This window comes from Tenacibaculum salmonis, from assembly GCF_041053065.1.
Lineage (GTDB): Bacteria > Bacteroidota > Bacteroidia > Flavobacteriales > Flavobacteriaceae > Polaribacter > Polaribacter pacificus_A.
The window spans coordinates 1522501-1549016 of sequence record NZ_JBFCVV010000001.1; the positions used below are offsets into that span (position 1 = coordinate 1522501).

19 protein-coding genes and 1 rRNA gene (1 of these 20 running past the window's edge) are annotated in these 26516 nt (G+C 29.7%); 7 read left to right on the forward strand and 13 right to left on the reverse strand.

Going from position 1 to position 26516, the window contains the following annotated elements:
- The 4 genes from AB0T67_RS06670 to AB0T67_RS06685 all read right to left on the reverse strand — a co-directional run.
- A 16S ribosomal RNA gene (locus AB0T67_RS06670) occupies positions 1-1070 on the reverse strand; it reaches 448 nt to the left of the window's first position.
- 864 nt (positions 1071-1934) lie between these two features.
- The gene (locus AB0T67_RS06675) at positions 1935-4184 is read right to left on the reverse strand and encodes an inorganic phosphate transporter (RefSeq protein WP_369219662.1); all 2250 of its coding nucleotides are present in this window, start codon (positions 4182-4184) and stop codon (positions 1935-1937) included.
- A 328-nt stretch (positions 4185-4512) separates the two neighbouring features.
- Positions 4513-6501 (reverse strand): DUF5689 domain-containing protein, encoded by a 1989-nt coding sequence (locus AB0T67_RS06680; protein ID WP_369219663.1) that lies wholly within the window; start codon positions 6499-6501, stop codon positions 4513-4515.
- A 32-nt stretch (positions 6502-6533) separates the two neighbouring features.
- Positions 6534-9320 (reverse strand): carboxypeptidase-like regulatory domain-containing protein, encoded by a 2787-nt coding sequence (locus AB0T67_RS06685; protein ID WP_369219664.1) that lies wholly within the window; start codon positions 9318-9320, stop codon positions 6534-6536.
- Between the two features lie 175 nt (positions 9321-9495).
- Here AB0T67_RS06685 and AB0T67_RS06690 point away from each other — a divergent pair, with 175 nt between their 5' ends.
- Positions 9496-10545 (forward strand): endonuclease/exonuclease/phosphatase family protein, encoded by a 1050-nt coding sequence (locus AB0T67_RS06690; RefSeq protein ID WP_369219665.1) that lies wholly within the window; start codon positions 9496-9498, stop codon positions 10543-10545.
- Positions 10546-10549: 4 nt separating this feature from the next.
- Here the strand turns inward: AB0T67_RS06690 and AB0T67_RS06695 are convergent, their stop codons facing one another.
- The 4 genes from AB0T67_RS06695 to rimP form a co-directional block, all read right to left on the reverse strand.
- A complete protein-coding gene (locus AB0T67_RS06695; protein ID WP_369219666.1) occupies positions 10550-10894 on the reverse strand; it encodes a hypothetical protein in 345 nt (114 codons plus the stop codon).
- Between the two features lie 139 nt (positions 10895-11033).
- Complete coding sequence (gene infB, locus AB0T67_RS06700) at positions 11034-13901, reverse strand: translation initiation factor IF-2 (RefSeq protein WP_369219667.1); 2868 nt, start codon at positions 13899-13901, stop codon at positions 11034-11036.
- Positions 13902-14031: 130 nt separating this feature from the next.
- Positions 14032-15288, reverse strand: coding sequence for a transcription termination factor NusA (gene nusA / locus AB0T67_RS06705; RefSeq protein WP_271231237.1), 1257 nt, complete (start codon positions 15286-15288; stop codon positions 14032-14034).
- Between the two features lie 12 nt (positions 15289-15300).
- The gene (rimP, locus tag AB0T67_RS06710; protein ID WP_369219668.1) at positions 15301-15762 is read right to left on the reverse strand and encodes a ribosome assembly cofactor RimP; all 462 of its coding nucleotides are present in this window, start codon (positions 15760-15762) and stop codon (positions 15301-15303) included.
- Positions 15763-15927: 165 nt separating this feature from the next.
- Between rimP and AB0T67_RS06715 the strand changes: the two genes are divergently transcribed.
- A complete protein-coding gene (locus AB0T67_RS06715) occupies positions 15928-16755 on the forward strand; it encodes a universal stress protein (RefSeq protein ID WP_271231235.1) in 828 nt (275 codons plus the stop codon).
- 106 nt (positions 16756-16861) lie between these two features.
- Here the strand turns inward: AB0T67_RS06715 and AB0T67_RS06720 are convergent, their stop codons facing one another.
- Complete coding sequence (locus AB0T67_RS06720) at positions 16862-17608, reverse strand: glycosyltransferase (protein ID WP_271231234.1); 747 nt, start codon at positions 17606-17608, stop codon at positions 16862-16864.
- Positions 17609-17619: 11 nt separating this feature from the next.
- Entirely contained in the window at positions 17620-18537 is a 918-nt protein-coding gene (locus tag AB0T67_RS06725; protein WP_369219669.1) for a hypothetical protein, read from the reverse strand.
- 102 nt (positions 18538-18639) lie between these two features.
- Here AB0T67_RS06725 and AB0T67_RS06730 point away from each other — a divergent pair, with 102 nt between their 5' ends.
- The 5 genes from AB0T67_RS06730 to recJ all read left to right on the forward strand — a co-directional run bounded on the left by AB0T67_RS06730 (position 18640) and on the right by recJ (position 23118).
- On the forward strand, positions 18640-19251 hold the full coding sequence (locus AB0T67_RS06730; protein ID WP_271231232.1) for a thymidine kinase: 612 nt from the start codon (positions 18640-18642) through the stop codon (positions 19249-19251).
- On the forward strand, positions 19244-20344 hold the full coding sequence (alr, locus tag AB0T67_RS06735; RefSeq protein WP_369219670.1) for an alanine racemase: 1101 nt from the start codon (positions 19244-19246) through the stop codon (positions 20342-20344). Before AB0T67_RS06730 ends, alr begins: the two co-directional genes overlap by 8 nt.
- Positions 20345-20399: 55 nt before the next feature.
- Entirely contained in the window at positions 20400-20801 is a 402-nt protein-coding gene (gene mscL, locus AB0T67_RS06740) for a large-conductance mechanosensitive channel protein MscL (protein WP_369220496.1), read from the forward strand.
- A gap of 186 nt (positions 20802-20987) precedes the next feature.
- Positions 20988-21413: an OsmC family protein gene (locus AB0T67_RS06745; protein ID WP_369219671.1), complete on the forward strand. Its 426-nt coding sequence runs from the start codon at positions 20988-20990 to the stop codon at positions 21411-21413.
- Positions 21414-21432: 19 nt separating this feature from the next.
- Positions 21433-23118, forward strand: a complete 1686-nt coding sequence (recJ, locus tag AB0T67_RS06750; protein WP_369219672.1) for a single-stranded-DNA-specific exonuclease RecJ — start codon at positions 21433-21435, stop codon at positions 23116-23118.
- Between the two features lie 266 nt (positions 23119-23384).
- Here recJ and AB0T67_RS06755 read toward each other — a convergent pair whose 3' ends face one another.
- The 3 genes from AB0T67_RS06755 to AB0T67_RS06765 are packed head-to-tail and all read right to left on the reverse strand — an operon-like array spanning position 23385 to position 26477.
- Positions 23385-24254, reverse strand: a complete 870-nt coding sequence (locus AB0T67_RS06755) for an acyl-CoA thioesterase (protein ID WP_369219673.1) — start codon at positions 24252-24254, stop codon at positions 23385-23387.
- Positions 24255-24256: 2 nt separating this feature from the next.
- Positions 24257-25465 carry a GNAT family N-acetyltransferase gene (locus AB0T67_RS06760; protein ID WP_369219674.1) on the reverse strand — a complete coding sequence of 403 codons (1209 nt, stop codon included), beginning with the start codon at positions 25463-25465 and terminating at the stop codon, positions 24257-24259.
- Positions 25466-25517: 52 nt separating this feature from the next.
- Positions 25518-26477 carry a hypothetical protein gene (locus AB0T67_RS06765; RefSeq protein WP_369219675.1) on the reverse strand — a complete coding sequence of 320 codons (960 nt, stop codon included), beginning with the start codon at positions 26475-26477 and terminating at the stop codon, positions 25518-25520.
- Between the last annotated feature and the right edge of the window lie 39 nt (positions 26478-26516).

Consider the following 26516-nt stretch of genomic DNA (forward strand, 5'->3'; position numbering starts at 1 on the left):
GACACCTCACGGCACGAGCTGACGACAACCATGCAGCACCTTGTGATCTGTCCGAAGAAAACTCTATCTCTAAAGCTGTCAGACCACATTTAAGCCCTGGTAAGGTTCCTCGCGTATCATCGAATTAAACCACATGCTCCACCGCTTGTGCGGGCCCCCGTCAATTCCTTTGAGTTTCAGTCTTGCGACCGTACTCCCCAGGTGGGATACTTATCACTTTCGCTTAGTCACTGAACCGAAGTCCAACAACTAGTATCCATCGTTTACGGCGTGGACTACCAGGGTATCTAATCCTGTTCGCTCCCCACGCTTTCGTCCCTCAGCGTCAGTATATACGTAGTAGACTGCCTTCGCAATCGGTATTCTAAGTAATATCTATGCATTTCACCGCTACACTACTTATTCTATCTACTTCCATATAACTCAAGTCAATCAGTATCAAAGGCAGTTCCATCGTTGAGCGATGGGATTTCACCTCTGACTTAATTGACCGCCTGCGGACCCTTTAAACCCAATGATTCCGGATAACGCTCGGACCCTCCGTATTACCGCGGCTGCTGGCACGGAGTTAGCCGGTCCTTATTCTTACAGTACCGTCAAGGCGCTACACGTAGCACGGTTTCTTCCTGTATAAAAGCAGTTTACAACCCATAGGGCAGTCATCCTGCACGCGGCATGGCTGGTTCAGAGTTGCCTCCATTGACCAATATTCCTCACTGCTGCCTCCCGTAGGAGTCTGGTCCGTGTCTCAGTACCAGTGTGGGGGATAATCCTCTCAGACCCCCTACCTATCGTCGCCATGGTAAGCCGTTACCTCACCATCTAGCTAATAGGACGCATAGTCATCTTGTACCCATAAATGTTTAATAGTGGTTCGATGCCGAATCACTACATTATGGAGTGTTAATCTTCATTTCTAAAGGCTATCCTCCTGTACAAGGCAGATTCTATACGCGTTACGCACCCGTTCGCCGGTCGTCAGCATAGCAAGCTACCTGTTACCCCTCGACTTGCATGTGTTAAGCCTGCCGCTAGCGTTCATCCTGAGCCAGGATCAAACTCTTCATTGTATATTTTAAATAATATTAATGAATAAGTTTCAAAAGAATTTGTTCTAATTTAATAGAACGTGGTTATTCTACTCTTATTTTACGCTGTCAATTTCAATATTTTCAATGAACCTAGTTCTCTTTAAAAAAACCAGAGATAAGAATAATCTTATCATTTTTTGTAGAAACGTTAGAATCGAACTAACTGACATATTATTGTCATTTCCAAATTTCTTTAATCGTTACGCTTTCTGAAAGCGGTTGCAAATATACATCCTTTTATTTGTTACAAACAAGCTAAACTTAACTTATTTTTTACATTTTATTAATGTATTATTTACCGATATTTTAATGAGCTTTTGATAACTTATTAAACTTGCGTTTTTCCGTTAGCGGTTGCAAATCTACGTCCTTTTGTTGGAACAGCAAGCATGTTTTTTTATTTATTTTGAAAGTGTTTTTTAATTAATTGTTTTTCAATACCTTAATTTAAATATTTTTTTTATTCTTTTTAATTATTTGAATTTAAAACAGCTGGTTTATTCGGTTTACAGCTGGTTTATTTTTTTTTAAAATCCTTATTTTCCATAGTTCTTTGTATTATGTGATGCTGAAATAAATTCAACATGACGGGAATCTTGTTTTAAAAAAACTCTAAATAATCAATAAAATAAGAAATTATAATAGTTTTGTACAAATGCCTAGCCCCAATTGAAGCATTTGTTTGAGCTCTTTTTTGGTTTTCTTTTCGAAAAAACAAAAAAAGCGAGTGCGGAAAGCGGGAAATTGCTTCTAAAAAAAATCAATAATAAAAATAAGAAAACGAATAAAAAAACCCTCAATTAATAATTGAGGGTTTTAATTGATTTTAGTTGAATAACTTTTTTAGTTATCTCTACTACTTATATGAAACTCTTCATAAGTTTCTAGTAAACTCATAAGAGCAGAAACTAAATCTTGTGTTTCAAGTAAAACACTAAAGTATAATGTAGTGTTTTTAGGACTTGTTTCGTCTTTTCTAATACGAGCAACTTGTTTTTCGATAGAAGTAGAAACCTTTCTCAATAACTCTTTCTTTTCATTGATAATAAGTTCTAGATTATCAAACGTTCTGTTATCAAAAGTATCACTAATATCATCTAATAATTTAGAAAGCGTATTGTCAATATGTTTTAAATCGTCTAGTTGTTCTTTCTTTAAGTTTTTATGATTGTTATTTACATGTTTAAAACTTGCTCTAGAAATATAACTAATAGATTGAGCTACATCTTGTAAATAACCAAGAACTAATATATAAAATCTACTTGCTTGTACTGATGTTTCATCTAATGATTTAATAAAATAGAAAACACCATCTTTTAATCCATCAATTTCATCATTTAACTTCGCTACATGTTTATCAGTTTTACGTAACTTGTTTAAATCGTGTTCAGCTAAATCATTAACAACATTGGTATATAATTTATTTACACGAGTTGCAACACCAGCAATATGATCAGCACTTTCTTCAATTACTCCGTTAATAGTAATTAATTCAGCTCTTTCAATATGAATTTGTTTTTTCTCTTCTTTCGATTTTTTTCTATGGATTAATGTATTTCTACCAATTAAGAAAACCACTAATAATAATAAAACAGGAATCATTACCATACTCCAACTAATTAAGTAAGCGATAACCCCAGCCGCAATAAAAGCAATTAATGCTGTTAAAAACCAACCTCCTACTACATTAATTACACCTGCAACTCTATATACAGCACTTTCACGTCCCCAAGCTCTATCTGCTAAAGATGTACCCATTGCCACCATAAATGTTACGTAAGTTGTTGATAATGGTAATTTCATTGAAGTTGCAATTGATATTAAAATACCCGCAACAATTAAATTTACAGCAGCTCTTACTAAATCAAAAGCTGGCATTTCGTATGTTTTATCTCTAGATAAATCTATTACTGGTTTCTGAAATTTAGAATCTACAAAAGCCAATATTTTATCTGGAAATACTTTACGAATACCTACGTTAATTAACATTGCTATTCTAACAACAATTCTAGATAATGGATTTGGTTGAAATTTTTCATGACCTTCACCTTGTCTAGATAAATTAATACCTGTTTTAATTACATCTTGTGCTTTACTAGAAGTCCATAAAGTAACAACCATAATGGCACCAGCAACCAATAACAACCATACATTAGATGGTACTTTTTTAGCTAAAATACCCATTGAAAATGCATCAGCCGATACACCTGAAGCTTTCCATGCATCGTATGAATTTAATGCTGCAATTGGTACTCCAACAAAATTCACTAAATCATTTCCTGAAAAAGCCATTGCTAAAGAAAAAGTTCCAACACCAATAATTAATTTTAAAATATTAATTTTAAATACACTAATTAAAAATTGAGAAATTAAACTCCAAACGACAAAACTTGCCGAAATAATTAATAAAGTATTTCCTTCTATTGATCCTTTAATATCGGTATACCAAGGCGTACCTTTCATTCCTTTAATAATGATAAAGTAAGTAATTGCAGTAATAGCAAAACCTCCAAATAAAGCACTTACATAAGTCTTTCTTTTTTCAAAATTAAAGGTATATATTATTCTAGATATAAACTGTACAATTGCACCTACTGAAAAAGCAATCACTACGGAAAGTAAGATTCCTTGTATAATTTCTACAGCTTTTTCATGGTTAATATAATTCCAAATATCTGTAATAGACTGAGAATCATTTGCTGAAATTTTTAATAACGAAATACAAACAGCCGCACCTAGCAATTCAAATACAATGGATACCGTAGTAGAAGTTGGCATCCCAAGGGAATTAAAAATATCGAGCAGTAAAACATCCGTAATCATTACCGCCATAAAAATAAACATGATGTCTTGAAACATAAACATGTTGGGGTTGAATATTCCTTTACGTGCTACTTCCATCATACCACTAGATGTTACAGCTCCGAAGAACACACCAACACTAGCAATTATCATTATATTTCGAACCCGAATTGCTTTTGAACCAATCGCAGAGTTTAAAAAATTAACAGCATCATTACTAACACCTACAACTAAATCGATAATAGCTAAAACTGCTAACCCGATTAACATTAAAATATATGGATCCCCCATTTTTGGTTTTTTTTAAGGTTAACAAAATTACAACCCCTACTTTGTGCGTGTGTTAGGTTTATGTTATTTTTTTCAAGTAAATACAGAAGAATCAGTAATATAAAATGATAAAAAATTATTAATAAAAAAAACAACTTAAACACTTATTAACAAGTTTTTAAACATCAAAAAAACATGATTTTTTACTGTTTTTTTTAATAAAAAAACTATGTTATTAGTACTTTTTCATTAAAAAAACAAATTGAAATCAATGTAAATTATTTGTTTTCCTTAATTATTTAAAAAATTAATTTATCTTATTAACTAAACTATTAAAACAACTATGTTATTATTTTTTTCCTACGGATGAAAAATAATCCTGATCTTTTACTTCCCATTCAGAATTACTAATATTTGTTCCTGCACTTATATTCCAAGTAGTATTTCCTTTAATTACTGATGATTTTCTTATCAAAGTATGATTTTGAGTTGCATTTGAAACTCCAGCAACCTCCCAAGCCGTCCCTGGGTCTTCGCCTACCAAACCAATTACATCAATAATAATATCATTATGTTTTAAAACTACGGCATCATCACCATTAAAAAAAGCTACAGAAGCATTGATATCTCCTTCACTTTTTATAAAATTAGAAGCCTTAGTATGATAAATAACAAAAACATCCTCTTTATCAAGTAATGTATTTGACAATGTATTCAGAAATATATTTTTTGAAGAAACTGTTGAACCGTTAATATATAATTCAACCTTATAATTTGATAAATCAACTACTTCACCTGTTCCGTTATAAATTTCAATATATTTATTACTACTACTTCCTTCTGCATATTCTGAAAAAAACAAATCATTAGATATTGGATTATTATCAACAGATGTACATTCATAATTTTCATTAAAATCAATATCAGATTCATCTCTAATATGGATAAAAACCTCATTATTTTGTGTCATTATTCCAGTAATAGTTCCTTTTTTATCATTTACTTGATTATTATAAAATATGGCTGTTGTTTCTATTGATGATATTTTTAATTCATTATCACAATCAGAAGTTAAAGTATTTAATCCTAAATATTTTTTTGTGATATTTTTAAACTGAACATCTTCAATTTTGACTAATTTACTTTCGTAATTACCTGATAAAGCTTGTTCAATAGTAATTAATTCGGCAAGTGGTAATATACCAGTTGTTTTGGTTACTATGTTTTTTGATGTCAAATTTAACTGTAATAAACCATTTTGTTTTGTTAATGATAATTCGCCAACAGCTATTTCAATTTCATCACCTAAATTTAAATTATGAGTATCGGTAAAATTTAATAAAATTCCTGCTGAAGCATCTTGAGCAAAAGCATTTTTAGTTGAAATATTACCTTTACTACTATCAGAAGTAACTACTACTTTTATTTTTAAATTTTCAGAAATCAATGTTTCATCTTGAGTAAATAAATTTTTCACATCAGATAACGAAGCTAATGTTGGATTATTAAAACAGCCATAATCTTCAGTGAAATTAATATCTTTTGTATCTCTAATCATTACCATTTTTTCTGATTCCACAATCGTAAAAACTCCAGTAATAGCTCCTTTTTTATCAGGAATAAATAACCCTTTAAATGTTGAAAAAATACTATTTCTAAAAATTATTTTTTCTGATGATTCACACGAAACTAGCATTCTATCAACAAAATAAATAGAACTACCTGCTTTTGGCCAAGCATATTGTAAACCTTTTATTTCAGATTGCACTTTATTTATTTTGATAAGTATATTCTGATATTTTTCTGATAATTCATTTATTTTTAAAGCAAGAGGTGTTATAGTTGCAATTTCAGAAGCTCTATCAATAAAATTAACATAATCGTTTACGCCTATTCTATCAATTGCATTTCCGAAGGTATTTCTATCACCTATTTGATAACTTCCGTCTTTATTTTTATTTAAAAACAAGCCTTTCATTTTTATAAAAATTTTACGTCCTACGGTATATCTTGCGTGTAAATTGGTATCATTTATTTTGATTTCAAAACCAATTGTTGGATTTTCAAAAGCATCTTGAATAAAAATTGACTTAAAAAAATTACCTGCTCTATCATTAGACGTTACATATGCCGAAGTTGTAATATCTTCTTTAATTTCAACTAAACTACCTTGATATAAACTAGCAATTTCAGTTAACGATTTTAAATTTTTGTATTCTTTCTCAGCTCCTAAAGTAGGAAGTTCAAATTCGCCATCTTCTACACAAGATAAAAAAGACAACATTATAAAAATGATACAAAAGAATTTAAATATATTTTTCTTTATGATAGCCCTCATTTTTTCTACGTTTTATTTTTTTAAAGATGATTTTAAAATCTATAATTTATATTTAAGAAATAACTAGCACCTCTTCCGTACCAATATTTAGTACCAAAAACAGGTATTCCGTAAGCGTTATCTTTACTTTCTAATCCATAATTAGCTGTTCGCCCTTGCTCATATCCACCTGTTTTATAAGCTTTATTTAACAAATTACTGACACTTGCAAAAAATCCGACATACTTATTTTTACCAACTCGCCAAGTTTTACCGCCAATTGCATTTAAAGTAAAATAGCCGTCAAATTTTTCTTGAGTTAATAGTTTTCGTGCTAAAACTGGGTCAAAGTTTGGGAAAAGTTGCTCATCATCAGAAATAAAAGAAGTTGTTCTTTTTATAGCTGATGGATCAACATAAGCGTTATCTAAATAATTACCAGTTACGCCAACAAACCAATAATCAGGGTCTCGATAATCAAAACCAAAAGAATACGTTGTTTGCGGACCAGAAGCTACTTTATAATTTTTAAGACTTGATTTCCCATAATCTTTTATTCCTCTTTTATCAAAACCCGCTCTTTCAGAATCAATACTTATTTCTGAAGCTAAAGCAATATTTGGATTATTATCATAAGTATATTGCCCTAAATTTGCTGCTGCTCGTAATTTAAAAGTCGATAAAACTTGTGCCTCAATACCTAATTCAACACCTAGATGTTTCTTATTTATTCCTGTTACAATTTCTTGAATAAAAAGATTTTCAGCACTTGTAAAATAAAAAGCAATATCAGTAGCATCTTTAATTGTAGTATAATATCCTGTAAGTTTTGCAGTTAGAAAAGGACTTCTTACAATATAGCTGGCATCAAAAGACATTATTTTTTCATTCAATAAATTACCAACCGAATCAACCGTTAAATTATTTAATCTTGAATTAGCAAAAGAATTTCGAATTGAAGGTGCTTTGCTAATATAACCACCATTAAAATTTAATAAATGTCGTCCTGAAACTTTATAGGTAAAACCCGATTTAGCTCCATAACCAAAGAATTTTAACTTTTCTGAAGTCCCAAAAGAAGTTGGAATTTCAGTATTTGTAACATCACCAGGATAAATTCCATTTTTATACAAACCTTTTCGCTGATAACTTGTATTGTTTACAGTTCCTGCGATAAAAAAATCTATCTTATTATATTTAAATTGTAATTGTGCGAAACCACCATATACTTCGGCATCTAATTCATAATTATATTTAAATCTATCTCCAACTTTTGCGATTCTATTAGGATGCAATACATCATTTTGATAATCATCTTGACCAAAATTCCCAAATTTATTGATATCTAAATATCCCGTAGCTCCAAATAAATCTAAAACATTTGCAAAATTTTCTGAAGCCAATTTTCGATATTCTAAATTCGCATTTAACGTAATATTATTAGTTAGTTCTGAATTTAAAATAGTGTTTACAGTTAATTGTTTATCATCAGTTCTATCTTCATAAAGTGCAAATAATGCATTGTCGCCACTTTTTTCATTTCCTACATATAAGTTATTCCAATTTAGTTGTCCATCATTTTGAAATTTTACTAGTGATTTATACGCATTTTCAAAATCTTTACCATAATAAGAATCCTTTAAAAAATAATTAGGTAATTTTCTATAATACGTTGGGTCAGGGTCATTTCCTCCGTTAAAATCAATACGAGAATTTCCCGTTTTACCAAATTGATACGCAATACCAGTTTCTAAAGTGGTTTTACTTCGGATATTCCAATAATGATTCAACATAAAAATAGGTTCTTCAATTCTTTTGATACGAGAATTTCTAATTTTTCCATTTTGAAAACCCCAATAAGGATTGTATTTGATGCCTTTAATATCGTAAACTTCTTGTGTATTTGCTGCCGATTTTCCTCTTGAATTTTTAGCATAAATAGCCGTTGCATTTATACTATGATTATCATTAAATATTTTTTCTAAAGAAATAAATAAGGAGTTTGCATTATACATTGTTCCGTCAATAAAACCTTCATTAGCTTTTCGTTTACTTACTGATACCGTAAGTGCCCAGCCATTTTTAAGTATTCCCGTAGCATACATCGCCATTAAACGATGAGAATAACTTCTATTTGATGATGCATAAGAAATTTTACCACCTGCTCTATAATCAGAAGCACGAGTATTCATATTCGTAACACCTAAAACACCGCCAAAAGTATAAGCTGAAGGTAATAATCCGTTGCTAAAATCTTGATTTCTTAATACATCATTTAAGCCACCCCAATTACTCCATTGAGGACGACCATTATATAATTTATTCATTTCAATACCATTGATAAGTACCTTTGAATTTTCAGAACCCAAACCTTTAATTCTGTAAAAAGATGAACTCCATTCATAAGCGGTAGTCCTTAAATAAACATCTTTTGAAGCTTGTAATAAACCAGAAATATTATCTGCAGTATTTGATTCATCATTTAATTCATCATCTGTAAGTGTAATTGTACTTAAATCTTCATATTTTACAGTATCTTCATATAAAAAAATAGTTCCTAAATTCAGTACTTTATCGGATAATACCACAGGAAAATTCTGAGTTTCAAATCCTTTTGACGAAATAACGACAAGTTGTTTTCCTTTAGGTAAATTATTTATTGTAAAAGTACCATCAACATTTGTTTTACTAATAATAGTAGTTTTTTCTATTCTAATAATTACACTTTCTAACGGTATTTCAGTATCTCCATGAATAATAATTCCTTGTACATTATTTTGTGCGTTTAAAGTAAATAAACTTAAAAACAGCAATAACATTGTTATTATAAAACTCTTCATAAATAACTCTTTAAAAAAGTTAAAACACTATTATAAAACACATTAGTATATCTCGCCTAAATTAAGTCGCATATATATTTAATTTGTTAAGCTAATATTAAAAAATCTAGGTGTTTTTAATTGACAGACTTTTGAATTTAAAATTTGTTTTATTTTTGATGTAAAATGTTTTAGAATGAAAAAAATAATACTACTTATAATTATTATAATCATTACTCTATTTTCTGATAAACTACAGGCTCAAAAAAAATACAAAATAAGAACTGTTGGTTTTTATAATCTTGAAAATCTTTTTGATACTATTAATGATGTCTCAAAAAATGATGAAGCAAGTCCAATAATGTCAATCAAAGGAAATAAACAAAAAATTTATTGGGATAAAATTTCAAAGTTAAGCGATGTTATTTTACAATTAGGAGCTGAAAAAACAAAAACAAGTCCAGCAATTCTTGGCGTTGCCGAAATTGAAAACAAAAAGGTTTTAAATGATTTAGTCAATTCTGAAAACCTTAAAAATAAAAATTATGGAATCATTCATTTTGATTCTCCTGATAAACGAGGTATTGATGTAGCACTATTATATCAGAAAAAATATTTTAAACCCGTACATTTTGAAGCTTTCAATCCTCATATTTATAATGATAACAAAAAAGTATATACCAGAGATATACTATGGGTTTCTGGTTATTTAGATGATGAATTAATTCATATACTTGTAAATCATTGGCCATCTCGCAGAGGTGGTGAATCTAAAAGCAGACCGTTACGTGAAAAAACAGCTTATAAAGTAACTCAAATTATTGAACAAATTAAAAAAAATGACTTAACACCTAAAATATTAATTCTTGGCGATTTTAATGATGACCCTATTAATAGTAGTTTTAAAAAAGTACTAAAAACAAAAGCAAAAAAAAAGAATATTCAAGAAGGTGATCTTTATAATCCTTTTGAAAATATGTTTCGTAAAGGTTTCAATACCTTAGGATATAGAGATAATATTAATTTATTTGATCAAATAATTATTAGTTCAGAGCTATTAAATACAGGTGATAAAAATTTTACTTCTTTTAAAATGTTTAAAGCTGGAATTTTTAATAAACAATTTTTAACACAAAAAAAAGGACGCTATAAAGGCTATCCTTTTAGAAGTTTTTCTTATTCAAAATATACAGGTGGTTACAGCGACCATTACCCTGTTTACATGTATTTAATTAAAGAAAATTAAGCTTTTAATTTTTACATAAATCATCTAAATAATTATTCATTCGCATTTGAAATAATGTTCCTTTCAATAAATCATCTATTTGCCCTAATTCAATTTGTGAAACTGCCATACTTATTTTTTCTGATGGAGTTTGTAACAAAATAGATTTACAATTATCTGCTTTTGGACAATTAGCACAATTTTTTTGACTTTTAGAATCGAGTACTTTTTCTGAAAACTCTTCTATTTCATTTTCGGTTAAATGAAAGCCAGTATCCCTAAATATTATTTGAACTAAAGTATTGCTAGTATCTTTCCAACAGAATGAAATTCCAATGTTATTATCGTATATTTTTATAATATTTTCCATATTCAAATTTATTACTGGGCAAATATACATCTTATTTGTATTTAATCTAAATAAAATACATCTATTTTATTTAGATTATAAACAAAAAAAGACACCTTAAATTAAGGTGTCTTTTTTTATTATATCAATGTTGTATGTTTTATTTCAACTTCTTCTTAACTGCTATTTCAGTATAAGCTTCAATTACATCTCTTTCTTGAATATCGTTGTAACCTTTTATTTGAAGACCACAATCGTATCCTTTTGTAACTTCTTTAACATCATCTTTAAATCGTTTTAATGATGATAATAAACCGTCATGAACTACAATACCATCTCTAATAATACGGATTTTAGCATCTCTAGTTACTTTACCACTCATTACCATACATCCTGCAATGTTACCAACTTTAGAAATTTTATAAACTTCTCTAATTTCAACATTACCAAGAATTTCTTCTTTCATATCAGGAGATAACATTCCTTCCATGGCATCTTTAAGATCATTAATAGCATCATAAATAATAGAATAAGTTCTAATATCTACTTCTTCTCTATCAGCTATAACTCTTGCATTTGATTGTGGACGTACATTAAATCCAACAATAATTGCATCTGAAGCTGTTGCTAATAATACATCAGATTCTGTAATTGCTCCAACTCCTTTATGTAAAATATTTACTTGAATTTCTTCAGTAGATAATTTCTGGAATGAATCTGTTAAGGCTTCTACCGAACCATCTACATCTCCTTTTAAGATAATGTTTAATTCTTTGAAATCTCCTAATGCGATACGACGACCAATTTCTGCTAATGTTAATGTTTTTTGAGTTCTTACAGATTGCTCACGTTGTAATTGAGAACGTTTTGCTGCAATTTGTTTGGCTTCACGCTCATCTTCAAATACATTAAACTTATCACCTGCTTGTGGTGCTCCGTCTAATCCTAAAATTGATACTGGTGTAGAAGGTCCTGCTGCTAAGACTTTTTTACCTTTATCATCAAACATAGCTCTAACTTTACCACTATGCTTACCTGCTAAAATATAGTCTCCAATTTTTAAAGTACCTGCTTGTACTAAAATTGTTGATACATAACCTCTACCTTTATCTAATAAAGCTTCAACAACTGCTCCTGTTGCTTTTTTATCAGGATTAGCTTTTAATTCTAATATTTCAGCTTCTAATAATACTTTTTCAAGTAACTCTTCAACTCCTTGTCCTGTTTTAGCTGAAATTTCTTGTGATTGAATATTACCACCCCAATCTTCAACTAATAAATTCATAGCTGATAATTGTGTTTTAATATTATCTGGGTTCGCATTTTGCTTATCAATCTTGTTAATAGCAAATATAATTGGAACTCCAGCTGCTTGTGCGTGAGATATTGCTTCTTTTGTTTGAGGCATTACATCATCATCGGCAGCAACTACAATAATTACTAAATCGGTTACTTGAGCTCCACGAGCACGCATTGCTGTAAAGGCCTCGTGACCTGGTGTATCTAAAAAGGCTATTTGTTGTTCTCCAACTGGTACAGAATACGCACCAATATGTTGTGTAATTCCTCCTGATTCACCTTCAATTACGTTCGCTTTACGAATATAATCTAACAACGATGTTTTACCATGATCTACGTGACCCATTACCGTAATAATTGGTGCACGATTTATTAAATCTTCTGGTTTGTCTTCAACTTCTTCAATAGATTCCTCTACTTCAGCTCCAACAAATTCCACTTTATAATTAAACTCTTCAGCAACAATAACTAATGTTTCAGCATCTAAACGTTGATTCATTGTTACCATCATTCCTAACATCATACATGAAGAAATAATGTTTGTTACAGGAACATCCATCATTGTAGCAACTTCACTTACAGTAACAAATTCTGTTACTTTTAATATTTTACTATCTAAAGCTTGTGCTTCTAATTCAGCTTCAGTATGTTCTCTGTGAGCCTCTCTTTTATTTCTACGGTACTTAGCACCTTTACCTCTTTTAGATTTACCTTGAAGTCTTTCTAAAGTTTCACGTACTTGTTTTTGTACTTCTGCTTCAGTTGGTTCTTCTTTTTTAACGGCTGGTCTTTGAGCTGGTCTACCTCTAAATGGTGTACGATTTCCACCGCTTCTATTTTGAGCAGGTCTTACAACTCTTTTTTCTCCTGTTGCTTTAGCAGCAGGTGTTCCTGGCTTACTAATACGTTTACGCTTTCTTTTATCTGCGTCTGTTTTAGCTTCTGGTTTCTTCTTTTTAGGTCTTTCAAATTGTTTTAAATCAATTTTAATACCTGTAATTTTAGGCCCATCAAGTTTTTTATACTGCGTTTCTAATTTCACAGCATTTTCAGCTGTAATTTCTACAGGCTTTTCTGCTTTTACTTCCTCTGGCTTTTTTTCCACAACCTTTTTAACTTCTTTTATTTCTATTTTCTTAGGTGTTTCTGCTTTCACAACCTCGGGCTTAACTTCTTTAATCTTAATTTCTTTAGGCTGTTCAACCTTTACTTTGATCGATTCTGTTTTCTTTTCCACTACCTTAATTATTGGTTTTTCAACAATCTTAGTTTCTTGAACAGACACTTCTTTCTTAACTGTTTCTATCACCGTTTTTGGTGCTTCTTTTATAGGTTCAGGTATTTTTTTCTCTTCTACTGGTTTTCCAGTTTTGATATCAATTTTACCTACAGTTTTAACCTCTAATCTTTTAGCTTTGGCTTTTAAAACTTCTTGCTTTTTCACTTCGTCTTCTAACCTCTTCTTCTCCTGCTCCTCTTCTACACGTTGACGATTAGCTTCCTTTTCTTTACGCTTTTCTTCGCTAACTTCTTTTGAGGCCACTTTCTTCGATTTATCTGTTTGAAACCCATCAAGTAATATTTGGTATTCCGCATCAGAAATTTTAGCAGTAGGACGTGATTCTACTTTATGACCGTTTTTAGCCAAGTGTTCTACAGCTCTATCTAAAGAAATGTTAAATTCTCTTAATACTTTATTAAGTCTTATTAATTTGTTGCCTTCAGCCATAAATTATTTTATACTTTATATTCAAAAAACACACTTTATACATCAGTATAGTTACGTTTTTTTTCTTTTTTTATCAGATTTTGTATTGATTATCATCAATTTAGCAGGAGACTGATTTCCTTTATGTTTATTATTCTTCAAACTCTTCTCTTAGAACTCTCTGAACATCTAATATTGTTTCTTCTTCTAAATCAGTTCTTTGTACTAACATTGAAACGTCTTTTTCAAGTACACTCTTTGCCGTTTCTAAACCAATTTTATTAAATTCTGCAATTACCCAAGCTTCTATTTCATCAGAAAATTCTGTTAACTCAACATCTTCTTCTTCTAATCCTTCACGTTGTACGTCAATTTCATATCCTGTTAACTCACTAGCTAAACGAATATTTACTCCTGAACGACCAATTGCTTTTGATACTTCTTCTGGCTTTAATAAAACGCTTACACGTCCTTTTTTACCATTTCTTTCTTCTTCGTAAGGCTTAATATCAACTGAAGTTACTTTTGCAGGACTTAATGCTCTTGCAACAAATAAAGCTTCATTTTTGGTATAATTGATTACATCAATATTTTCGTTTCCTAATTCACGAACAATACCGTGAATACGAGATCCTTTTACACCAACACAAGCTCCTACTGGGTCAATTCTATCATCATAAGAATCTACCGCTACTTTTGCTTTATCACCAGGTATTCTTGCAACACCTTCTATGGTAATTAATCCGTCAAAAACTTCAGGGATTTCTTGTTCAAATAATTTCACTAAGAAATCTGGTGATGTTCTTGATAAAATAATAGCAGGTTTATTACCTCTTAATTCTACTGACTTTATAACTCCACGAACAGAATCTCCTTTTCTAAAAAAGTCAGAACGAATTTGCTCACTTTTAGGCAAAACAATTTCGTTTCCTTCATCGTCTAACAAAATTACTGCATTATGACGAATATGATGAACTTCTGCACTATATATTTCTCCTTCTAAGTCTTTAAACTGCTTAAAGATATTTGTGCTATCGTGTTCTTGTATTTTAGAAATTAAATTTTGGCGTAAGGCTAAAATAGCACGTCTTCCTAAATCTATTAATTTTACTTCTTCAGATACGTCTTCACCAATTTCAAAATCTGGCTCAATTCTTCGTGCTTCTGCAAGCTCTATTTCTTCATTATCATCTTCAGAAAAACCATCTGCTACTACAATTCTATTTCTCCAAATTTCTAAATCCCCTTTATCAGGGTTAATAATTATATCAAAGTTTTCATCTGATCCAAACCTACGTTTTAATGCTGCACGAAAAACTTCCTCTAAGATAGACATTAGAGTTACTCTATCTATACTTTTATTATCTTTAAATTCTGAAAATGACTCAATTAACGCAATATTTTCCATTTCATTCTCTTATTAAAATATGATCTTCACTTTTGCTTCACTAATATCTTGATACAACAAAGTCATTATCTTCTCTACCGTATGCTTACCTTTACCTATTGGCTTAGGCTCTCTTGCTTTCCAACATAATGTAATACTTTTATCAGTTGCTTCGCTTAACGTACCTTCAAATTCTTCAGTTGCTGTTTTAACTTTCAGAATTCTATTTATATTCTTTTTATACTGGCGTTTAACCGTTAATGCATGTGCAATATCAGGGGTAGTTACTTCCAAAGAAAAATCTTCGTCTTCTCTATCTAAATTATGCTCTATTTTTCTACTAATACGCATACATTCATTTAAAGGGACTCCTGAATCACCATCAACAATCACTTTTATTTTACTGTTTGCTAAAAATTGCAAGTCAATTAAATATAATGATTGATTTTCATGTAATGCTTCGTCTAATAATTCTCTAACTTTCTCTTGATTCATGCTAAGGTATAAAAAGAGGGGACTCTCGTCCCCTGTATCAATCTAATTAATAAATTTGGTGCAAATATAGTAAGTTATTCATTAACATACAAATGTCTTTTAGTTTTCTGATTTAGAATATTTTTTGTAACTTTAGACGAGTATCTATCTTTAAATCTTTTAATTATGAAAAAAATATTACTTCCTATCGATTTCTCAAAGCATTCTGAATATGCTGCAAAACTAACTTCTAAAATAGCTAAAAAAACAGCTGGTGAAATACACCTAATTCATATGGTGGAATTACCTAGTGGATTTAAAGATATGGGATCAGGTGCAAACGTAACTATCCCTGAAAGTATGTTATATATTAAAATGATTAAAGAAAAAATCATTAACTATAAGAACACCTTTTTTCCTGATTTTAATAATGTGAAACATGCTATTCGTTTTCAAAACCCTTATGAAGGAATTAGAGACTATTCTAAAAAAATTAATGCAGACTTAATTGTTATGGGTTCTAAAGGTCAAACGGCTTTAGAAGAAATTATAATTGGTTCGAATACTGAAAAAACGGTTAGAAATTCTGAAATACCTATAATTATAACTAAAAAAGATAACGATAATTTTAAATTAAAGAAACTAGTTTTCGCTTCTACCTTTGAAAATGATGAAGCAAAAGCACTTGAGGGATTTTTAGATTTTGCAACAAAGTTTAAAAGTAAAATTTATTTATTAAAGGTAAACACACCTAATAACTTTGAAAACACAACTGACTCTATAAATAAAATTGAAGCGTTTGTTGAAAAATATAAAATAGATGATTATTCTATTAAAATATACAATGACACATCAGTTCAAGATGGTATTTTAAATTTTTCTAACGAAAACGATGTTGACTTAGTTTCATTAGCAACTCATGGAAGAAGTGGTTTATCTCAATTTTTTAATTCGAGTGTTTCTATAGATTTATCGAAAAATGTTTTAAGACCTGTTTTAACTCTGAAAGTATAACTATATTAATATTAAAAATTTCATTTTAAAGCTAATTGAACTTTTATAAAACAGAAAAATACAGCATTACGCTGTATTTTTCTGTTTTATAAACTATAAATAATTACTATTTAATCCAGTAATCAGCAACCCAAGGTGCAGGGCGAACATATCTGTACCATTTACCTCGTCCTCCTTTTATAGCGTTATGTGGATTAATTTCTCCGTGAAAAATTATAATTTTTGCACCAGCAGGTATTACTGGTTTCTTCCAAAAAGCTAATGGAAACCTAGAAACACAATCATATTTAAAACTAGGACACCATTTTTTATCCCAATATTGAAGACTTGAATTATCATTAATACTGTGTGTTAAATACTCTTGCTCATTTCTGTGGATTTTCCTTATCTCATCAAAATTTTTAATAAAATCATTAAAAACATATCCGTGCTTACCGATATCAAACCTATAAACAGATGAATTTCCTGTTATTCTCCAAGATCTCCAACTATGATCTTTAATTATTCTAAAAGAACCATCAACATCAAAAAAGCAATCAATTTTATCAACAATAACAATATCTAAATCTAAAAAAAGCGCTGTTCCTTCAAGCCCGTATAAATCATCTTTTAGGGTTGTTAACTTTTTCCACATTCTTTCAGGTATATCTGTACGAATTTTCATTTCTGGAATTTCGTAACAATCAACCTCATCTATAATACCAGTATTATCATCGGTAAAACAAACCATTTTAAAATCATATGATAAATTCTTTTTCACCATAGCGTATAATCTATTTACATATTCAGGTCCGTATAACGTACCCCATTTCATGCAAAATATATACTTCATCTCTCTATTCTTATCACTCATCTATACTATTTTTAAGCAAATCTTCTTTCAATAATTTCAAATAATCGAGCTTCATGTATCTCTTTATTTGACCAATCGTAATCTGGTTTTATCATATTATTGATAAACCTTTTAGCTTCTTTTTCTGTCTTGAATGTATTTAATTGAGAAATCACTCTATTAAAATCATTTTGATTACCATCAAATAAATGTCTTACAAAAACAATTCTATCATTTAAATCTATTTGAATTGTAGTTTGTAACAAATCATTCAATGATTTTTTTGGTGTTACTTTTTCAAATAAATCTGCCATAATATCAACAGATATTGTTCCATGTAATTCCTCTTCAAGAGTTTTATTTTTGATTTCTCCTATATCCTTTACATCATTTTTAACATTATCATCAGTTTGAGATAACAAGCGTGATATTTCATCAAAAGGTTGCTCTATAATTTCTTCAACTTCTTTTACAGGAGTATTTATTACAGGCTTTTCTTCGGGTACAACATCTATAATAGTATCTACTACTATATTTTTTATAGGAGTTTCTTGAATTTTATCTACAAGTACTTCTTCTATTATCTGTTGAATCTGTTCTTCTTCTTTTTTAACAATTTTAGGAATCTCTTCTTCTTCTTCTTCTTCTTCTTCTTCTTCTAAGTGATAAACAACTGTTTCTTTTTTTAATAAAGAAATTTCAAGATCTCTTTTTTCAATTTTACTTCTAGTTCTATTTTCTTCAGCCAATAAAACATCCTCCAATAATTCTTCTTTTGTTTTTGAAGGATTAGGAGTATTATTTATATACTCTTCTATATAAACTAAAACCGAAAGTTTTTCATAAACCTCATATGCTTTATGCTTCAACTCAAACACATCATCCTTATTTTTCATCTGTAAAATACTGTGTGCTAAACTGGTTAAATCTGACGCTAGCTTTTTGTGCATAAGTTGTTCTTTTGATTTTAATTTTTACTGTTTAATTTTAATAAATTTGTTTCCTACTCGAAAGTAACACAAAATTAAATAATTAGCGCCTAAAAATACAAAATGTTTCTCGAAAATACAGTAAATAACACAGGACAATTTGGCTGGATAGAAGTAATATGTGGCTCAATGTTTTCAGGAAAAACTGAAGAATTAATTCGCAGACTTAAACGTGCCGAATTTGCAAAGCAACGTGTCGAAATTTTTAAACCAGCAATAGATACTCGTTATGATGAGCATCAAGTAGTATCTCACGATGCTACCAAAATTAGATCGACACCAGTTCCTTCTTCTTCAAATATTAGATTATTAGCTAACAATGTTGATGTTGTTGGTATTGATGAAGCTCAATTTTTTGATGATGGAATTGTAGCGGTTTGCAACGATTTAGCTAATAGTGGAATTCGTGTTATTGTAGCAGGTTTAGACATGGATTTTAAAGGAAACCCTTTCGGGCCAATGCCTGCATTAATGGCTACTGCCGAATATGTTACAAAAGTACACGCTGTTTGCACACATACAGGTAACTTAGCACATTACAGTCATAGAAAAGCAGCTAATGATGACCTAGTTTTATTAGGTGAATTACAAGAATACGAACCGTTAAGTAGAGCCGCTTATTACAAAGCTGTACAAGAACAACATAAAAAGAAAGAAAATTTATCAGATGAATAATCACGTAACTATTTTAGAAATTGATGCTAAATCAATACAACATAATCTTGCTTATTTTAAGCAAAAACTAAAACCTGAAACTAAAATTTTAGCTGTCGTAAAAGCTTTTGGTTACGGTAGTGAATCAACAGAAATCGCCAAATTACTAGAAGATAAAGTTGATTATTTTGCTGTTGCATATTCAAATGAAGGAATTATTTTACGTGAAGCAGGTATTAAAACACCTATTTTAGTTTTACATCCGCAAATTCAAAATCTAAAAGATATTGTAAAACATCGATTAGAACCTAGTTTATATAACTTTAAAATATTTGATGCTTTTTTAAAATTAGCAGATGAAAAACCTTTAATGAATTACCCTGTTCATATTAAATTTAATACAGGTTTAAATAGATTAGGGTTTTGGCATAGTGATACACCAACACTTATTTCTGAATTAAAAAAATCGAACAATATAAAGGTTGAATCTATTTTTTCTCATTTAGCAGCAAGCGAAGATCCGAATGAACAAGAATTTACTATTGGACAGATAAATAACTTTGCCTATATCGTAAAACAAATTTATCAACATTTAGGTTACAAGCCTATGATTCATATTTTAAACACTTCTGGAGTTATTAATTATCCTCAAGCTCAATTTGATATGGTTCGTATTGGTATTGGTTTATATGGTTTTGCTAATAATAAAAATGAAACTGCACAACTAAAAAACACACACTCTTTAAAATCTGTTATTTCACAAATACACATTATTCAACCTGGTGAAACTGTTGGTTATAACAGAGCTTTTGTAGCTAGTAAACCTACACGTAGTGCTACAATTCCTATTGGGCATGCCGATGGAATTTCTCGTAAATTAGGTAATAAAGAAGGTTTTGTTTTTATCAATAATACTCCTGTACCAATTATAGGAAATGTTTGTATGGACATGATTATGGTTGATGTTAGTAAAATTGAATGTAATGAAGGTGATGAAGTTATCCTTTTTAACCATCAAAAACATATAGAATATATGGCTCATAAATGTGAAACAATTCCTTATGAAACAATTACTGCAATATCTCAACGTATAAAAAGAGTGGTTAAACACTAAATTTTACTTATAATTGCATAGTATTAACTATTAATTAAATCAAAAAATTATGAGTATGCTTAAGGAATTTAAAGACTTTGCAATGAAAGGTAACTTAGTCGACATTGCTGTCGGTTTTGTTATGGGTGCTGCTTTTAAACAAGTAGTAACTTCTTTTACAGGTGGAATTGTATCTCCTTTAATCGGACTATTATTTAATGCTGACTTTAAAGATTTAAAATACATCGCTAAAGAAGGTATTGCTGATGCAGCAGGAAAAGTAACTGGTGAAGTTGCTATTCTTTATGGAGAATTTTTAACAAATGTTATTGATTTTGTAATTGTTGCTTTTGTAATGTTTATGGTTGTAAAAGGTGTGAATGCTTTAAAGAAAAAAGAAGTACCTGCTCCTGAAGCTCCAAAAGGACCAAGTCAGGAAGATTTATTATCTGAAATTAGAGACTTATTAAAAAAGTAATATAACTACTAACTACTATATTAAAGGCGATAAAATTATTTTTATCGCCTTTTTATTTTATAAAAAACAATCAATTTTTTACTTATCAATATATTTATAAATGAAGTTTAACAGTAAGTTTGTATAAATATTCAACAACTTTTGTTGAGTCTTTATTAAATTTGCTTGTATCAAAACACACAAAATATGGCATCGCATACAGTTACAACAGTTTGGAAAGAAAACATGCAATTTGAAACAGACAACCCTAGTGGACACAAAGTTTTTATAGATGCAGGAAAAGAAAATGGCGGTAATAGCGATGGTTTAAGACCTAAAGCTATGATGTTATCAGCATTAGCAGGTTGTTCAGGTTTAGATATTATTCCTCTTTTAAATAAAATGAGAACTTCTATTACAGACCTTAAAATGGAAGTTACTGGCGAGTTAACCGAAGAACATCCTAAATATTATCATAAAGTTTCTGTTGATTATCATTTTTATGGAACTGATTTAAATGAAGATAAAATTAATAAAGCAGTACAATTATCTGTAGATAAATATTGTGGTGTAATGGAAATGTTTAGAAAATTTGCCGAAGTAAAAATTACATCTCATTTTCATAATCAATAACAAATAAGTATCAGAAAATATGCGTTGGACTTTAAAAAAAGAACCCGATTTATTAAAAGTAAATCAATTAGCTAAAGAGTTATCTGTTGAAAAAACATTGGCTAAAATTTTAGTACAACGCAATATTGATACTTTTGATAAAGCTCGAAAATTTTTTCGTCCTTCTTTAGATGATTTGCACGACCCTTTTTTAATGAAAGATATGCAAATTGCTGTGCAACGAATTGAAAAAGCGATTGCAAACAATGAAAATATTTTAGTTTTCGGCGATTATGATGTTGACGGAACAACAGCTGTTTCTTTACTATCTTCTTATTTAAAAACAATTCACCCGAAGGTTGCTACATATATTCCTGATAGATATGCCGAAGGTTACGGAGTTTCTTACATGGGAATTGATTTTGCTGATGACAATGATTTCTCTTTAATTATTGCCTTAGATTGCGGAATTAAAGCCATTGATAAAGTTGCTTACGCTTCCGAAAAAAACATCGATTTTATTATTTGCGACCATCATAAACCTGGTAAAGAAATTCCGAAAGCAGTTGCTGTTTTAAATGCAAAACAAGAAGATTGTTTTTATCCTTATGATGAATTATGTGGTTGTGGTGTTGGTTTTAAACTGATTCAAGGTTTAGCTTCAAAAAGAAATCAAACTATTGATGATTTAATTCCTTATTTAGATTTGGTAGCCACTGCAATTGCTGCCGATATTGTTCCAATGACTGGCGAAAATAGAACCTTAACGTACTTCGGATTACAGGTTATCAATTCAAAACCAAGAAACGGAATTAAAGCCATTATTGAACAATTAGATAAAAAAAAATTAACAATTACTGATGTTGTTTTTATCATCGCTCCGAGGATAAATGCGGCTGGTAGAATGAAACACGGTAATTATGCTGTCGAACTTTTAACAGAATTAGATTTTGATTCGGCTGTTGAATTTGCTTCAGCTATCGAAAAATTTAATGCTGATAGAAAAGGACTCGATAAAAAAATTACAGAAGAAGCTTTACTTCAAATTGAAAATAATAATGAAACTGAAAAATTTACTTCAGTTGTTTTTGATGAAACTTGGCACAAAGGAGTTATCGGAATTGTAGCTTCAAGATTAATTGAAACCTATTACAGACCGACTTTAGTTTTTACAAAAAGTGGCGATAAATTAGCCGCTTCTGCTCGTTCGGTAAAAGGTTTTGACGTGTATAATGCCTTAGAACAATGTGCAGAATTTATTGAACAATTTGGTGGACATAAATACGCAGCGGGTTTAACTTTAGTTCCTGAACAATACGAGAATTTTAAAAATAAATTTGAAGAAGTAGTAAAAAATACTATCGATAAAAACTTATTAATTCCTGAAATTAGTATTGACGCCGAATTAGATTTATCAGAAATATCTCCTAAGTTTTTTAGAATTATTCAACAAATGGCACCTTTTGGCCCTTTAAATATGAGACCTACTTTTTCTACAACTGCCGTTAGAGATAATGGTTATGGAAAACAAGTAGGAGCTGATAAAAATCATTTAAAACTGAATATTATTTATGGAGCTGATAATCGAACTTATAATTCTATTGGTTTTAGTTTAGGAAAAAAACTTCCTTTAATTCAAAATGAATTTGATATTGCATACGCACTAGATGAAAATACTTGGAACGGAAATACAAGTATTCAACTGCTTTTAAAGGATATAAAATAATTATCGTCATGCTGAATTTAGTTCAGCATCACATCAACATGAAAACTACGGAAAATTAGGATGCGAACCTGAAATAAATTCAGGTTGACGAATGTTATTTCTTATTTTCAAAATTTAGTTTAAAGTACAAATGCCTAGCCCCGATTGAAGTATTTGTTTGAGCTCTTTTTTATTTTTCTTTTTAAAAAACAAAAAAAGCGAGTGCGGAAAGCGGGAAATTGCTTCAAAAAACCTTTAAACTTTTTTATATAATTCTGATTTTATTATTACTTCTTTTTGATAGCACGCATCAAACCTTCTTGTGCCACGGAAGCCACTAAAACGCCTTTTCGAGTGTAAATATTACCCGTTGCAAAACCACGAGCGCCAAATGTATTAGGGCTTTCGATTGAAAATAATAACCAATCATTAAAATCGAAATCACGATAAAACCACATAGAATGGTCTAAACTTGCCATTTGCGTATTTCCGAAATGAGCAACACTCGCATTCGGATTTAAACAAGTCGTTAAAATATTATAATCAGAAATATACGTTAAAATCTGTTGCTTTAAAGCTAAGTTTAAATCTTGAGAAGCATCTTTTAATTTAAACCAAACATCTACCACGGGAGGCAAATCTTTTAAATCAAAAGGATTTACTATATGAACAGGTTTAAAATCGACAGGTCGCTCGATACTTAAAAAAGCTTTTAATTTTTTAGGTAAAAAATCGCTGAATTGCACTAACATATCCGACCAACTTAACAATTCTTCAGGCTGTTTTATGTCTTTTTTAATTGGCTTTTGATGTTCGTAACCTTCCTCCTTTTTATGAAAAGAACATGCTAAAATAAAAATAGTTTTATCTTCTTGAGTTGCTGTAACTCTTCGAGTAGAAAAACTTCCGCCATCACGAATTACTTGTACATTATATTTTATCGGCACTTCTAAATTTCCAGCTTCTAAAAAATACGAATGCAAGGAATGTAAAATACGCTCATCAGAAACCGTTCTATAAGCAGCATTTAAAGACTGTGCTAAAACTTGTCCGCCAAATACAATTGGACTTCCAATATCTTTACTTATTCCATTAAAATTATTGTTTCCTAGATTTTCTAGCATTAATATCTTTAATAATTCTGCTGTATTTTTCATAGTTATAATTTAACTTCTGATAGTAATTTTTTCTCTTTAAAAGGATATTGCTGTTTAAATTCCGAAGGTTGAATTTTTTTCAAAAACAAACTTAAAATACTGTTTGTAATCGTTTTTTTATGTCGTAAATAAATGGTTAAATCCTGAGGAACAGCACCAACTGAACTTTTTATTTCGCTAGCTGTTCTTCCAAAATTTATTGATTTTACTTGACTCTCTATTCCTAAAGAAATATAATCGTATAACATTCGCTGATAAATAGCGTACTCTTTATTATTCTGATAATCGATACCTACAAAATGAGCATCTAGTGAATCTTGATTAAAAATTCCTGATAAAAAACCAACTAATTTATCTTCTAACCAATAGGCTTTTAAAAAATAAGCATCGCCTAAATTATCTTTTAAAGTTTGAAAAGTTTGTAAATTGAAATCACCTAAATTAAAACTCGCTTTACTAGAAACTGTTTTATATAACTCCGTCATTTCAGGAAACAACTCTCTTAATCTGTCTGCGGTAATATCTTCCGTTTTTAAAACAGTACTGTTTTTCAATGCTTTTCTGGCTTTTACTCTAAATTTTGTTTTTAAATCTGCTAAATAATCATCTAAAGAATTCCAATTTTCGGATATATATAAAACCATATTAGGATCTACATTAAAAGAATTATAGCTTTCTTCTTTTAATACTGCTTTACTAAACAACGACTTATTTTCAAAATCTTTTAGCATAAAAGCATCAGCTGTATTTTGAGGTTTTAAATTAGAAAACTCTAATACAGCTTGGGCTATTTGCGGAAGAATTTCATTTCTATTTTGATTTTTTTTGATAAAAATTCCATGTTCTCCACTTACAAAAGTATTACCACAGGTAAGAATTTTAAATACTTTTTCAGGAGGTAAAAAACCTAGTTTTCGCCCTGTACACTTTACCCAATGTACAATTGATTGCATCTCATTTTGAACGCTATCTAAATAAAAATCGACAATTTGAATGGTTGCCAAAGCTACGGCACTATTTTTTTCATCAAACAAAACAATGTATCCAAATTGTATTTTTGAGTTATTTTGCTGTAAGGCTTCTAAATACTTCGGATGAAAATACCAATTATTAATACAGTTTAATTGTTGCCAAATATTCGTTGATATTTCATTGATATTATAAAAATATCGAACATTTAAAATTTGTTTATTACAAGATAAAATATGCACAGGTTTTAGTTCTATTTGAAATCTAAATTACTAAAAGTTTATTTAATCGATCTTATACAACGCCATTATTCCAAACGGGTACATTTAATAATTTGCTTATTTTCATCATATCACTTAAAATATAGGTTTTATCACCATGATTTAATAAATTATAACGTTCTCCATTTTTAGTAATTAGATTTAATTCATAAGAAAAATAACTTCCTGAAGAACTATTTCCTGATGTAAATTTTTCTAAAATCTGTAAAGCGTATATTTGTTGAAATGTTAATACTTCTCCTCCAACAATAATTTTTCTTTTTCGAGTATATATATATACTTTTGGCGAAAACATAAATAATAAAACAATCCCTACAATTAAAAAAGGACCACCTGATATAAAAAATAATTTTCCGCCTTTCATAAAAGTAAGTGGAATATCAGAAGTTTGATAAAATTCATAAAATGAAACAATTAAATAAATTAATCCTATTAAAAAAAAACTCCATGCAAAAACTTTGGTAAACGAATTTCCTGTTATTTTATAACCTTGTGCCGTTTTTTTAAATGTTTCACTCGCAAAATTACTTCCTGAACTTTCTAAACCATCCCATGAAATATTTCTTCCTATTTCATCGGTATTAAAATCATCAAAAGTAAAATCGATTTGTTTGTTTTTAGAGGATGTTTTTTTTCTATTAGAAAGATAACTTGTTACTAGCATACCGATTCCCATAAAGACTAAAACAAGTAACATTCCGCCTGTTTTATAATATAGAAATTTTTGTTTCCCATAAACTTTTTGATGAACAGGTACAGTTATTTCTAATCTTTTAAGTAGATGTGCACCTTTTCGATTTAATTTTTTTGATTGCCTTAATGAATCTAAAGTCCGAATATCATTTTGAAGCGTTATTTGATTATTGTTATATCTTTCATATTGATTTTGAAGCTGTGGTACAACTACAAAAAAGATAATTCCGATAGGTATTAGTAAAAAAAGCCAAGAACTTTTAATCGATAATTTACTCATAAAATATTTATTATATAAAAAATGGTGATGTATAAAATT